Raw genomic sequence first — 12,469 nt, 5'->3', positions numbered from 1 at the left:
ATGACTCCACCCGCCGTGCGCATGCGGCCTCAATTACCCATCTCGATCGTCGATGTGCCTGAAACGCACTCCAGTTGCATAAAAATTACCCATCTCGCCCGTCGATGCGCCTGAGTCCGCACTCAGTTGAGCAAAAATTACCCATCTCGATCATTTATATGCCTGGAACGCACTCCAGTTGAGTAAAAATTACCCATCTCGCCCGGCCATGCGGCCGGGTTTTTCGGAAAGCTTGGCAACGTTCTAGCCCGCTTCGGAAATGCAGCTTCGGCTCCCTCATGCTTTGCCGTTTTAAAGCTCCATGCAAGTCCAATACGGCTCAAACCCGAATTTCCTCCAAAAGCGGACCCCGCGCGCGTTCGCATTCAGGACGTCAACGCACACCTTTGCGCCTTCGGGAAACGAAAAACGGATCAAATGCGCTAGCGCGCCGGTGCCGTATCCTTTGCGACGATGCTCTCTTCTTATATAAAACTGCCGAAGGTAAACGAACTTTTCGTCCGGCTCGAAATCGTCCTCTCCGAGTCGAAATACCGCGTAGCCGATAACTTGTTCGTCGTTCAAAAGGATCCCGATTTCCCATTCTCCCCGCAGCCAGCTCCTCATCCGTTTTTCCCGACAGGTTCTTTCCGGCTTTTTTCGCTCTCCGAGCGCAATAATCCTTCCGTCGCTCCAAGCATTGCGCCCTCTCGCTCTATCAACCTCCGAAGCTTCCGGGTTCTATCATTTTCGTTTCTCTCATATACTTGACCATCAACGCAAAAAGAGAGAATCGCCCGCGAGACAGGGGGGCTGGGAGGAAGAAGATGAAACGGAACGCATTCGCGCCGCAAGGCCCGAGGATGAAATATCGGTTCAGGAGGATGCTGGTGACCGGCAAAGCCTACCTGACGCTAAGCCTGGTTTCGATGATCGTCGTGCTTATGCTCGGTCTCGGGGGCATTCTGCAAAACGTGCTGGCGACGTCGCCCGTGCAAACGATGAAGGGATTCGCTTCTTCGGTATCGGCCTCCTTCTTTTCTTCGCTTCTCGGAATGGAGCTGCCGCATATGGATAAGCAAAGGGAGTCTTCCGGCGTCCCGGTTTCCCGGCTGGCCGCCTTCCTCGTTCGCTGGATGACCGAGCTGAACCCGAACGACCCGAAAAGCCTGCTCGCGTTGGAAATGCCCGGAGTCAACCGCGACAGCGCCGTCCTGCTGCGGCCCGGATCGGGCGGGGGAGCGGAAGCGCCCGAAGATCACGGTCCGGGACATAACCTGCCGCCGGATGCCGAAGGAGGGGAAGCGGGCACGCCCCCGGACGGAAGTGGCGGAGCGGCCGAACCTCCGGACGGTCAGCCCGAACCGACCGAGACGCCGGCCCCCGGGACGGAAGGACAACCGGATCCGGAGCAGGGGACCGGCGGCCGCAAAGTGGCGTTCATCTATCATTCTCACAATCAGGAATCGTGGTTTCCGGAACTGAAGGAAGGGACGAAGGATCCGAACTCGAAAACGGTCAACATTACGCTCGTCGGCAAACGGATGGCCGAGCAGCTGGAAAAGCTCGGCATCGGCGCCGTTCATTCCGACGAGGATTATTCGGAAACCGTCCAAAACTACAACTGGAATTATTCCTATAAGTATTCGCATCAAACGGTCAAAGACGCCCTGGCGGAAAACAAGGAGCTCGAATACTTTTTCGATATTCACCGGGACTCCCAGAGACGCAGCAAGACGACGGTGACGATCGACGGCGTTTCGTACGCGCAGGTGTATTTCATCATCGGCCACCGCAACCCGAACTGGGAGCAGAACGAGGCGTTCGCCAATTCGATTCATCAGCTGCTGGAGGAAAAATACCCGGGCCTCTCCCGCGGCATTTGGGGGAAGACGGCGGCCACGGGCAACGGGGAGTACAATCAATCCATTTCGCCGGACAGCGTCCTGATCGAAATCGGCGGCGTCGACAACACGCTCGCGGAATGCTACCGGACGGCCGACGCCCTCGCCAAGGCGATCGCCGAAATATACTGGGACGAACGGAACGCGGTCAAGGCGGACGCTTCGGCCGCCTCCGGCGGATCGTCTGCGAAAGGGGACGGAAAATGAAAAGGGACATTTGGAAGCTTTCGATCGTCGCCGCGCTCCTCGTGCTCGCGATGATGTACGGCATGGAATTGGCTTCGAGCGGGATATCGAACGTATACGGGCCGCTGGAGGGGGAGGAGATCCGGTCGGGAGAAGCGGGCGAGACGGTTCCGGATCCCGAAACGGCGCCGGAGGAAGCGCGGGAACGAGCGGAGCGAACGGAAGAGGGGACGCCTGCCGGACAGAGGTATGCGGACGAGCCGCCCGGCATCGCGTACGATTCGGAAGCCGAGCCGACGATTCCGCGCAACGACAGCGAGCCCGTCGTCGACCGGCTGGCCGGAAAAACGGCGGAAACGCTTCAGCAGCTTTCCAAAAGCGGGATCCGGTTCATCGTTTCTTTGTTCGATCAAGCGACGGAATAACGGAGGGTAAGACAAAAGACCCGAAATGAACAAAAAATGTAATGGCGGTTACAGAACATATACTTGGGGTGTGGTAGCATTTGGTTGTCGGATAGGTCATTCGACATGAATTGAAGGATTTGAGGAGTGGGCTTTATGCGATTGGTTACGGTGTTCGAGCTTAAGGAAGGGGATAGTCTGGCCCAAAGTTTGTGCGATCGGGATGGACGCCTTATGCTTCAGCAGGGCGTTAAACTGACGGATCGTTTAATAGAGGGAATCAAAAAAAGAGGGATCTCGCAGCTGTACGTTCAAGGCTCTCCCGAAAGCGAGCCGAAGGAACCGAAGGAACCGAAGGTGCCGCCGAAGCCGGCGGCGTCCAAGCGGCAGCTGCGAATCGCGACCGAAGAACTGCTGGGCAGCATTTTCCAGGCAGTGCAAAACGACAAACCGATTCCGGTCGCCTCGCTGATGGCCTGGGCCAAGCATGCGACCGTCTCGGTCATGAGCGACGGCGAGATGGCGATGCACTACGGGGATTTTCATGCCGAACCGTCGTGTCTTTCCCGTCACAGCGTGAACGTTTGTTTTTTGGCGATGCTGACGGCCAAGGCGCTCGGCTATAAGGAACTGCAACTGCGGGATGTCGCCATCGGAAGCCTGCTGCACGATATCGGGCTTGTTCGGCCGAACGGCCAGGGAGACCTGTACATCAAGCATCCCGTGCTCGGCCATGAACGGCTGCGCAAAATTCCGGAAATTCCTTCGGCTTCCCTGAAGATGGTGCTCCAGCACCACGAGCAAATCGACGGACGCGGGTTTCCGTACGGGATCGGCGGAGAGGAATTCGAAGAGGCGGCGCAAATCGTCGGCATTTGCAGCGAATTCGACTACTTCGTCCATGACCGGCTCGTCCATCGGCAGCCGGGCGAAGAGATCGAGTACGTGATGGCCAAAGTCGATTCCGCCTTCGATCACCGGATTGTCCGGGCATTCCTGAAGGCCTACCAGCCTTATCCGGTAGGCACCGCCGTAAGGCTGACGGGCGGACTGAAAGGAACCGTCTGCGAGCAAAACCGCGGACACTCGTACCGGCCGGTCGTCAAGCTGCAGCAGTTCGGAACCCGATTGAACTTGATGGAATATACCACCTTTATGATTGAGGAAGTGTTGGATGCACAGTCAGAAGTCGTCTAATCCAAGCATCAAACGCGCCGTGTCGGTCGCCCGGCTCCGATCCGTCTTTCCTTTTTTCAAGGAAATCGCGCCGGAGGCGCTGGAGCCGGTCGCGTCCCGCATCGTCGAAAAAAGCTACCCCAAAGGCAGCCTCATTTTTTTGGAGGGCAGCTTCGGAGAAGAAATTTATTTTATCCTGTCGGGAAGCGTCAGCGTCTTTACGTTGAACAAAACGAAAAAAGTCGTGTTGAGCACGCTCGGCGAAGGCGACTATTTCGGCGAAATGGCGCTGATCAATCCGGAAGCGGGCCGCTCCACGGCCGCGGAAGCGCTGACGGCCGTTCGCGTTTATACGTTGAAGAAGCAGGATTTTCTGACCTTGTTCGGGCAAGATCGGAATTTGCTTCAGCATCTGCTGGTTTGCACGATGGACCGGCTGAGCAAAGCGAACCGGCAAATTTACGATTTGACGTTTCTCAGCGTGAGGGCGCGCATCATGAAAAGATTGCTCGCTTTGGGCAGGCAGGCTTCCCTTCCGGACGGACGGGCGCCGGTTCCTGTCCGGATTACGCATCAGCAATTGGCCGACATGGTAGGGGCCGTTCGCGAGACGGTATCGAAAATCGTGCACGAGCTGCAGGAAGAGGGACTGATTGCCCTGCGGCACCGCATGATCTATTTGAACGATCCGGCGCTGCTGGAAGCCAGGCTCGAAGAGGAGCTGTAAGGGGGAACTGGACCCGCTGCGAGGCTCTTTTCGCATTCGCTTGTTGACATGAATCCATTTTCGTCATATTATAGAAGAAATTCGTTTCAAGGGGAAATTTTCATGCGGGTCGAGGTTCTTAACTGATCAATTGGATATCCCGTTTATCGCGGCACAAGCCGAAGCAGGCCGAATGAGTTCGGTTTATTTCGTTTGCCGCAGGCGGGTTCAATGACCAGTCAAGAACCGGCGAAGTCCGCCCCTGCCGAAACGGCATGATCGGAACTTGGAGACCGCGCTCTTACGGGCGCGGTTTTTTGCGTTCGCGCGCAGGCATTCGTCTGCGCGCAAACGGGTTCCGATCCCTCAGCAGGCTGCGAGCTTTTGCCTATTGGCAACGGCTGCGGCCTGTTTTTTTGTACCCAAATTCCTTTATGGAGGTTATGAGACATGAATCCGAATTCGTTCGAAAAACTTGAATATCCGAAAGCGATCCAGCAGCTGACGTCCTATGCGCAAACGTATCCGGGAAGAAAGCTCGCGGAGCAATTGCGTCCGATGACCGATATCGGGGTCATAAAGGTTCGCCTCGCGGAAACAAGCGAAGCGCGCGCCCTTATCGAGAAAGGATCGAACGTGCCGCTCCCGTCGCTGGAAGGAATGGAGGAAGCGATGGGGCTTCTCGGAACGGGGTATATTTTTTCGGAACGCCAGCTTGAATACGTGGCGAAGTTCATCCGAAGCTGCGGCCAGCTCCGCCGCTTCATGGAATCCAAAACGGCCGTCGCCCCGACCGTCGCGGCTTACGCCGCATCCTTGCACGACCTGCAGGAGCTGAGGTCCGCGATCGAAGGCAGCATCGACCGGGGACGCATCGTCGACGAGGCGAGCCCGGGGCTTGCCGGCACGCGAAAAAAAATCCGCATGGCCGACGAGAAGCTGCGCAAGCGTCTGGAAAGCCTGCTGTCCAGACATGGGTCTATCCTGCAGGAACGGCTGATCGGGCAGCGGAACGGGCGTTACGTGCTCCCGGTCAAAAAGGAATACCGCAAGCGGGTTCCGGGCATTGCGCTTGACGAATCCGCCAGCGGGCAAACCGTGTTCGTCGAACCGGCGGAAGCGGCCGGGCTGCAGGCGGAGCTGGCGTCGCTGCGGGCGGACGAAAGCAGGGAAGAGCTGCAGGTGCTGGCCGGCCTGACCGAGACGGCCGAAAGGTACGCCCATGAGCTGTCGGTGAACGTGGAAGCGGTCGGCTATTACGACTTTTTGTTCGCGAAAGCGAAATGGGCGCTCGCCGTCGACGGCCGGAACGTGGAGTTGAACGAAACGGGAAAAATCGAGCTGCGGGGAGCCCGGCATCCGTTTCTGGCCGGCAAGGCCGTTCCGCTGAACGTGGCGGTAGGCGGGGAGTACCGCTCGCTGCTTATCACCGGGCCGAATACCGGAGGCAAAACGGTCGCGCTCAAAACGATCGGCCTGCTGACGCTGATGGCCCAGTCCGGCCTGCTCGTTCCCGCCGAAGCCGGCAGCGAGCTCGCCGTCTTTCGGTCCGTCGCCGCCGACATCGGCGACGGCCAAAGCCTGGATCGTTCGCTCAGCACCTTTTCGTCCCATTTGACGAACGTCATCGGCATTTTGGCCGAAGCGGGCCCGGATTCGCTCGTCCTGCTCGACGAGCTCGCGACCGGAACCGATCCGGGCGAAGGCGTCGGCCTTTCGATCGCCGTGCTGGAGGAGCTTCATCGGCGGGGGGCCGTTGTCGCCGCCACGACGCACTTCAACGAAATCAAGGAATACGCGCGCGCCGCCCCGGGCTTCCGCAACGCCCGGATGGCGTTCGACGAGGAGACGCTGCGGCCGCTGTACCGGCTCGAGATGGGCGAGGCGGGCAACAGCTACGCGTTCGTCATCGCGCGCAAGCTCGGCATCGGCGAGGACATCATCGGCCGCGCCCGGGCGATCGCGAAAAGCCTGAAGCGGGGCGGCGCGCATGCCGCGATCCCCGGCGCCGCGCCGCCCCCGGCGGCTCCGCCGGCGACCGCGCGAGCGAACGGGCGGCGGTCGGACAGGAAGCCGAGACGGGGAACGAGCCGTCCGGCTTCGCCGAGCGCAACGAAAGCGGCCGAAGCCGACGAGCCGCATGCCGGCGATGCTGCAGCCGACCGCCCGCTGCAGGCGGGCGACGCCGTCTGGATTCCAAGCATGCGGACGAGCGGCATCGTGTACCGGCTGCCCGACGAACGCGGCAATCTGATCGTCCAGGTCCGCAAGGAGAAAATCAAAATCAACCGGAAGCGGGTGAACCTATATATAGAAGGAAAGCATTTGTATCCGGAGAATTACGATATGGACATCGTGTTCGAGACCGTCGAAAACCGGAAAAAGCGCAAAGCGATGAGCAAGCGCCATGTCGAAGGCGTCCGGATCGAGAAGCCGCCCGAGGACGGCTGAGCGGGAGCGGGCGATCCGGGACTCCCGGGAACCGCTCATTGCCGCCCCGGACTTCCCTTGCTATAATTAACGGGATAGGCATATGAGGTAAACGCCGGTGGAGGTTCTGATGGCAGACATTCGATCCAAACAAAGCCATATTCGAAATTTTTGCATTATCGCGCATATCGACCATGGGAAGTCGACGCTGGCCGACCGAATTTTGGAATATACCGGCGCGCTGTCTTCGCGCGAAATGCAGGACCAGGTGCTCGACTCGATGGATCTGGAACGGGAGCGGGGCATTACGATCAAGCTGCAGGCCGTGCGGCTGGAATACAAGGCGGACGACGGAGAGACGTATACGCTGCACTTGATCGATACCCCCGGACACGTCGATTTCACATATGAAGTGTCGCGCAGCCTGGCCGCTTGCGAAGGGGCGCTGCTCATCGTCGACGCGGCGCAAGGCATCGAAGCGCAAACGCTCGCCAACGTCTATTTGGCGCTGGACAACAACCTGGAAATCCTGCCGGTCATCAACAAGATCGACCTTCCGAGCGCGGAGCCCGAGCGGGTCCGGCAGGAAGTGGAGGACGTCATCGGCCTCGACGCGAGCGAGGCGGTGCTGGCCTCCGCCAAAAACGGGATCGGCATCAAGGAAATTCTGGAGCAGGTCGTGCAGAAGGTTCCCGCGCCGAGCGGCGACCCGGACGCGCCGCTCAAGGCGCTCATTTTCGACTCGTACTACGATGCGTACAAGGGCGTTATCTGCTATATTCGCGTTATCGACGGCACGATCCGCGCGGGCACGCCGATCCGGTTCATGGCGACGGGCGCGACGTTCGACGTCGTCGAAGTCGGGACGTTCAAGCCGCGCGCGACGATCGTGGACGAATTGGGTCCCGGCGACGTCGGCTTCATTACGGCCTCGATCAAGAACGTGAAGGACACCCGCGTCGGCGATACGATTACCGACGCGAAAAACCCGACGAAGGAGCAGCTGCCGGGCTACCGCAAAATCAACCCGATGGTGTACTGCGGCTTGTATCCGATCGATTCCTCGGACTACAACGATTTGCGCGACGCGCTGGAAAAGCTCGTGCTGAACGACGCCTCGCTGCAGTTCGAGCCGGAGACGTCGCAGGCGCTCGGCTTCGGCTTCCGCTGCGGCTTCCTCGGCATGCTGCACATGGAAATCATCCAGGAGCGGATCGAGCGGGAATTCAACATTCCGCTCATTACGACGGCGCCGAGCGTTATTTACAAAGTGACGCTGACGAACGGCCAGCAACTGGAAATTTCCAACCCGTCGGAATATCCGGAGGCGGGCAAGCTCGAGTTCGTCGAGGAGCCGTACGTCAAAGCTTCCGTCATCGTGCCGAAAGATTTCGTCGGCGCCATCATGGAGCTGTGCCAGGGCAAGCGCGGCGAATTCATCGACATGCAATATCTCGACGCCAACCGCGTCACGCTGAAATACGAAATTCCGCTCGCGGAAATCGTCTACGATTTCTTCGACCAATTGAAATCGAGCACGAAGGGCTACGCCTCGTTCGATTACGAGCTGTCGGGCTACCGCCAGTCGAAGCTGGTGAAGATGGACATCCTGCTGAACGGCGAACAGGTCGACGCCCTGTCGTTCATCGTGCACAAGGATCGCGCCTACCAGCGCGGGCGCGTCATTTGCGAGAAGCTGAAGGAGCTCATCCCGAGACAAATGTTCGAGGTCCCAATCCAGGCGGCCGTAGGCCAGAAGATCATCTCCCGGGAGACGATCAAGGCCATGCGCAAAAACGTCCTCGCCAAATGCTACGGCGGCGACATTTCCCGGAAGCGGAAGCTGCTCGAAAAGCAAAAAGAGGGCAAAAAGCGGATGAAGCAGGTCGGCAACGTCGAAGTGCCGCAGGAAGCGTTCATGGCCGTCCTGAAAATCGACGAAAATTAAAGCAGGAACAAGTTGGGAAGGGCGCGGCTTCAAGTCCGCGCTTTTCCCGTTCCCGGAAGAAAAGGAGGCGAAGATCGTGACCCTCGCGCCCAACGGCAACGCGCAAGGCGAAGCGTCCGTGCCCTTGCACGCGTGGACCCCGCGCGCGCTTTATATCCACATTCCCTTTTGCACGAACAAATGCTTTTATTGCGATTTCAACTCGTACGTCGTCGACGGCCAGCCGGTGGACGCCTATTTGGACGCCCTGGAAAAGGAAATGGAGCAAACGGCCCGGCTGCTGCCTCCCGAGACGGTCCGGACCGTCTTCGTGGGCGGCGGCACCCCGACCGTTCTGGATCCGCGGCAGATGGCGCGGTTTCTTCAGGCGGTGGCCCGGCATTTTCCGATTGCCGCGGACGCCGAGTTTACGATGGAAGCGAATCCGGGCACGACCGATCCCGCCAAGCTGGAGGCGATGCTGGCGGGCGGCGTGAACCGGATCAGCTTCGGCGCCCAGTCGTTCGACGACAAGCTGCTCGCCGCGATCGGCCGGATTCACGAGGCGCGCGACGTCGTGAACAGCATTGCGAACGCCCGCCGCGCCGGATTTTCCAATCTGTCGATCGACCTGATGTTCGGGCTGCCTAACCAAACGCTCGAGCAGCTTGCCGACAGCGTATCCCGGGCGCTCGAGCTCGATCTGCCGCACTACTCGCTGTACAGCCTGAAAGTGGAGGAAAACACGCTGTTCCACCGGCTGTACGAGCGGGGCGAGCTGCCGCTTCCGGAAGAGGACGTCGAGGTGGCGATGTACGCCCACCTTCGCGAACGTCTCGGCGCGGCCGGCTACGACCATTACGAAATCAGCAACTTCGCGCGTCCCGGCTTCGAGAGCAAGCATAACTCCGTTTATTGGCGGAACGAGCCGTATTACGGGCTCGGCGCCGGAGCGCACGGCTACGCGCGCGGCATCCGCCATATGAACATCAAGGGCGTGCAGCCATATATCGAAGCGGCCGCGAGGGCGCTGCCGCGCCTGACGACCGACCCGGTGTCGGTGCGGGAGGCGATGGAGGATTTCATGATGGTCGGACTGCGTCTTCGACAGGGCGTGCGGAGGGCGGATTTCGCCGCCCAATTCGGCGGGACCGAGCCGGAGGACGTGTTCGGCGAAGTGCTGACGAAGCTGCAAAGCCAAGGGTTGCTGGAGCCGTTCGGCGAAGGCGAGGCCGCCGGCTATCGTCTGACCGAGCGCGGCGTGCCGCTGGGCAACGAGGTGTTCGGGGCGTTTCTGTGACGGGAGTCTTTTTCGACGAATAGCCGTGAATAAAAATAGCGGATGCTGCGCAAATCTCTCTTGAGAATTCATTCGCTTTGTTGTATATTTATTCACATCACCTATTTTGGAAGCCGAAAAGAAGGGATTCCCGTGAACATGATCATCACCTGCCGCAAGGCGTCGCCGGGCGACGTCGACGCGCTGTTCGAACTGATCCAAGGATACGCCGAGAAAGGCATTATGCTGCCCCGTTCCAGGGAGGCGCTGCATCGCCATATCGATTCGTTCGTCGTTGCCGAAGAGGGCGGACGGCTGATCGGCTGCGGCTCCTTGTTCCGGCTCGGCGCCGACTTGGTGGAAATCCGTTCGCTGGGAATGGCCGAAGGCTACAAGGGCCAGGGGCTCGGAACGAAAATCGTGAACGCCCTGCTCGACGAAGCGCGGAAGCTGAACGTGCCGAAGGTTATGGCGCTTACGTACGCGGTCGACTTTTTCGTGAAAAACGGCTTTTCCGTCGTCGACAAAGAAATTTTCCCGGAAAAGGTATGGACCGACTGCGTTCATTGCAGCAAGCGCGATCGCTGCGACGAAACGGCAGTCGTAAAACTTCTTTTTTGACCGTACGGCCTTTCGAATAGACTCGTCATTATGCCAAATCGTGCCGGTTCATTCTTGACAACGGCGGCAGCGGTTTGGTATTTTTGATATAGTGTTTAGCACTCATTCGTTAAGAGTGCTAACGAACCGGACCGAAGGAGGAATGCCGGATGTTGACCGAACGTCAAAGGATGATTTTATCGGCCATTGTCGACGACTATATCCGATCTGCGGAACCGGTCGGTTCCCGAAGCATCTCCAAGAGGGGCGACGTCAGCTTCAGTCCGGCGACGATCCGCAACGAGATGGCCGATTTGGAAGAGCTCGGCTTTCTGGAGCAGCCGCATACGTCGGCCGGCCGCGTCCCTTCGGTCAAAGGTTATCGCTATTATGTCGATCATCTGATTCCGTTCGCCGGCGTCAGCGACGAGGATGTCGTCAAGCTGCACAGCTTTTTCGCGGAGAAAATGAACCATTGGGAAGGCGTCATCAACCAGGCGGCGACGATCGTGTCGCAACTGACCAACTATACGTCCATCGTGCTCGGGCCGGAAATGTTCAGCACGACGCTGAAGCACTTCCAGCTGGTGCCGCTTAACGACAGTTCCGCCGTGGCGATTATCGTCACGAGCACGGGGCACGTCGAGCATAAGACCGTCACGATTCCGGAAGGCATCCAGATGGGCGACATTCAGAAAATCGTCAATTTGCTCAACGACAAGCTGACGGGGGTCCCGTTCGTCCGGATCAAGTCGGTGCTTCACACCGAGGTGGCCCGCGAGCTGAGGCGGTTCGTCGACCGGTGCGAGCAAATTCTCGATATGCTGGGCAAGACGCTGTCCGACGAAACGGAGCCGCACGTCTTTTTAAGCGGGGCGACCAATATTTTGACGCAGCCCGAATTCAAGGACGTCGGCAAGGTGAAAGGCATTTTGGATACGCTCGAGGAGACGTCGAAGCTGATGCAGCTTTTCCATGCGCTTCCCGAGGGCATTCAGGTACGCATCGGCACGGAGAATGCGGTGGAGGAGATCAATTCCTGCAGCCTGATCACGGCGACGATTTCCCTGGACGGGCAATCGCTGGGAACGATCGGCATTCTCGGACCGACCCGGATGGAATACGGCAAAGTCATTCATCTTCTCGAATTTTTGTCCAACGACGTAACCAAACTGTGGAGCCGCTGGTATAAATGAGAAGAGTATACGCGCCGCTGCCGGGAGGCAGGGTAAGGAGGTGATGGGTGCGTGAGCAGTCAAGAGATGAAGGAGTCCGAAAAGATGGAGCAGCAACGCGAGGAAGCGGCCGAAGCCGCAATGGAAACGGAAGCCGCTACGGAAGCGGGGACGCAGCAACCCGAACAGGCGGAAGCGGACCGGACTGCCGAGCCCGAAGCCGCGGAAACCGCCGCGAACGAAGAGGATTCGCGAATCCAGGAGCTGCAGCGGCAGGCGGATGACAACTATCAGCGTTTTTTGCGGGCGCAAGCGGATTTCGACAATTTCCGCCGTCGCACGTTGAAAGAAAAAGAGGAGCTGTCCAAGTACGCATCGGCGAAGCTGATCGGCGAACTACTGCCGGTCGTGGACAATTTCCAGCGCGCATTGAAAGCCGGAGGAGAGGCGACGGACGACGGCGCTTTATCCAAAGGAATCGAAATGATATACCGCCAGCTCAGCCAAGTGCTGGAGAACGAAGGCCTTAAAGCGATGGAACCGGTCGGCCAGCCGTTCGATCCGGAAGTCCATCAGGCGATCATGCAGGTCGAATCCGAAGAATACGGCGAAGGAATCGTCGTCGAGGTCGTTCAGACGGGCTATATGCTGAAGGACAAAGTGCTTCGCCCGGCCATGGTCAAGGTCAGCCAATAAACATACT

General features: G+C 58.8%; 11 protein-coding genes. 10 read left to right on the top strand and 1 reads right to left on the bottom strand.

Annotated features, from left to right (window positions below):
- Positions 1 to 291: 291 nt before the first annotated feature.
- A complete protein-coding gene (locus B7E11_RS27150; protein ID WP_281256565.1) occupies positions 292 to 657 on the bottom strand; it encodes a GNAT family N-acetyltransferase in 366 nt (121 codons plus the stop codon).
- A gap of 149 nt (positions 658 to 806) precedes the next feature.
- Here B7E11_RS27150 and B7E11_RS27145 point away from each other — a divergent pair, with 149 nt between their 5' ends.
- The 10 genes from B7E11_RS27145 (at position 807) to grpE (ending at position 12,462) form a co-directional block, all read left to right on the top strand.
- Positions 807 to 2,090 carry a stage II sporulation protein P gene (locus tag B7E11_RS27145; RefSeq protein WP_080840559.1) on the top strand — a complete coding sequence of 428 codons (1,284 nt, stop codon included), beginning with the start codon at positions 807 to 809 and terminating at the stop codon, positions 2,088 to 2,090.
- Positions 2,087 to 2,494 carry a hypothetical protein gene (locus B7E11_RS27140; RefSeq protein WP_080840558.1) on the top strand — a complete coding sequence of 136 codons (408 nt, stop codon included), beginning with the start codon at positions 2,087 to 2,089 and terminating at the stop codon, positions 2,492 to 2,494. The genes B7E11_RS27145 and B7E11_RS27140 overlap by 4 nt, the downstream gene beginning before the upstream one ends.
- Positions 2,495 to 2,629: 135 nt before the next feature.
- Positions 2,630 to 3,670 (top strand): HD-GYP domain-containing protein, encoded by a 1,041-nt coding sequence (locus B7E11_RS27135; RefSeq protein WP_080840557.1) that lies wholly within the window; start codon positions 2,630 to 2,632, stop codon positions 3,668 to 3,670.
- Positions 3,648 to 4,376 (top strand): Crp/Fnr family transcriptional regulator, encoded by a 729-nt coding sequence (locus B7E11_RS27130; RefSeq protein ID WP_080840556.1) that lies wholly within the window; start codon positions 3,648 to 3,650, stop codon positions 4,374 to 4,376. The genes B7E11_RS27135 and B7E11_RS27130 overlap by 23 nt, the downstream gene beginning before the upstream one ends.
- A gap of 429 nt (positions 4,377 to 4,805) precedes the next feature.
- Entirely contained in the window at positions 4,806 to 6,806 is a 2,001-nt protein-coding gene (locus B7E11_RS27125) for an endonuclease MutS2 (RefSeq protein WP_080840555.1), read from the top strand.
- A gap of 109 nt (positions 6,807 to 6,915) precedes the next feature.
- A complete protein-coding gene (gene lepA, locus B7E11_RS27120) occupies positions 6,916 to 8,733 on the top strand; it encodes a translation elongation factor 4 (protein ID WP_080840554.1) in 1,818 nt (605 codons plus the stop codon).
- A 124-nt stretch (positions 8,734 to 8,857) separates the two neighbouring features.
- On the top strand, positions 8,858 to 10,012 hold the full coding sequence (hemW, locus tag B7E11_RS27115) for a radical SAM family heme chaperone HemW (protein ID WP_245809872.1): 1,155 nt from the start codon (positions 8,858 to 8,860) through the stop codon (positions 10,010 to 10,012).
- A 138-nt stretch (positions 10,013 to 10,150) separates the two neighbouring features.
- A complete protein-coding gene (locus B7E11_RS27110) occupies positions 10,151 to 10,612 on the top strand; it encodes an N-acetyltransferase (protein WP_080841054.1) in 462 nt (153 codons plus the stop codon).
- Between the two features lie 149 nt (positions 10,613 to 10,761).
- Entirely contained in the window at positions 10,762 to 11,787 is a 1,026-nt protein-coding gene (gene hrcA, locus B7E11_RS27105) for a heat-inducible transcriptional repressor HrcA (RefSeq protein WP_080840552.1), read from the top strand.
- A 66-nt stretch (positions 11,788 to 11,853) separates the two neighbouring features.
- The gene (grpE, locus tag B7E11_RS27100) at positions 11,854 to 12,462 is read left to right on the top strand and encodes a nucleotide exchange factor GrpE (RefSeq protein ID WP_080840551.1); all 609 of its coding nucleotides are present in this window, start codon (positions 11,854 to 11,856) and stop codon (positions 12,460 to 12,462) included.
- Positions 12,463 to 12,469 lie beyond the last annotated feature (7 nt).

This window comes from Cohnella massiliensis (assembly GCF_900169535.1).
In the GTDB taxonomy this organism is placed as follows: Bacteria; Bacillota; Bacilli; order Paenibacillales; family Paenibacillaceae; genus Cohnella; species Cohnella algarum.
Note: the sequence above shows the minus strand (reverse complement) of the source record. Positions and strands in the feature narration are given on the sequence as shown.

Excerpts from the sequence above, each read along its gene's own strand:
- B7E11_RS27145 (WP_080840559.1), top strand. The coding sequence starts at position 807 with ATGAAACGGAACGCATTCGCGCCGCAAGGCCCGAGGATGAAATATCGG.
- B7E11_RS27140 (WP_080840558.1), top strand. The coding sequence starts at position 2,087 with ATGAAAAGGGACATTTGGAAGCTTTCGATCGTCGCCGCGCTCCTCGTG.
- B7E11_RS27135 (WP_080840557.1), top strand. The coding sequence starts at position 2,630 with ATGCGATTGGTTACGGTGTTCGAGCTTAAGGAAGGGGATAGTCTGGCC.
- B7E11_RS27130 (WP_080840556.1), top strand. The coding sequence starts at position 3,648 with ATGCACAGTCAGAAGTCGTCTAATCCAAGCATCAAACGCGCCGTGTCG.
- B7E11_RS27125 (WP_080840555.1), top strand. The coding sequence starts at position 4,806 with ATGAATCCGAATTCGTTCGAAAAACTTGAATATCCGAAAGCGATCCAG.
- lepA (WP_080840554.1), top strand. The coding sequence starts at position 6,916 with ATGGCAGACATTCGATCCAAACAAAGCCATATTCGAAATTTTTGCATT.
- B7E11_RS27110 (WP_080841054.1), top strand. The coding sequence starts at position 10,151 with ATGATCATCACCTGCCGCAAGGCGTCGCCGGGCGACGTCGACGCGCTG.
- hrcA (WP_080840552.1), top strand. The coding sequence starts at position 10,762 with ATGTTGACCGAACGTCAAAGGATGATTTTATCGGCCATTGTCGACGAC.
- grpE (WP_080840551.1), top strand. The coding sequence starts at position 11,854 with ATGAAGGAGTCCGAAAAGATGGAGCAGCAACGCGAGGAAGCGGCCGAA.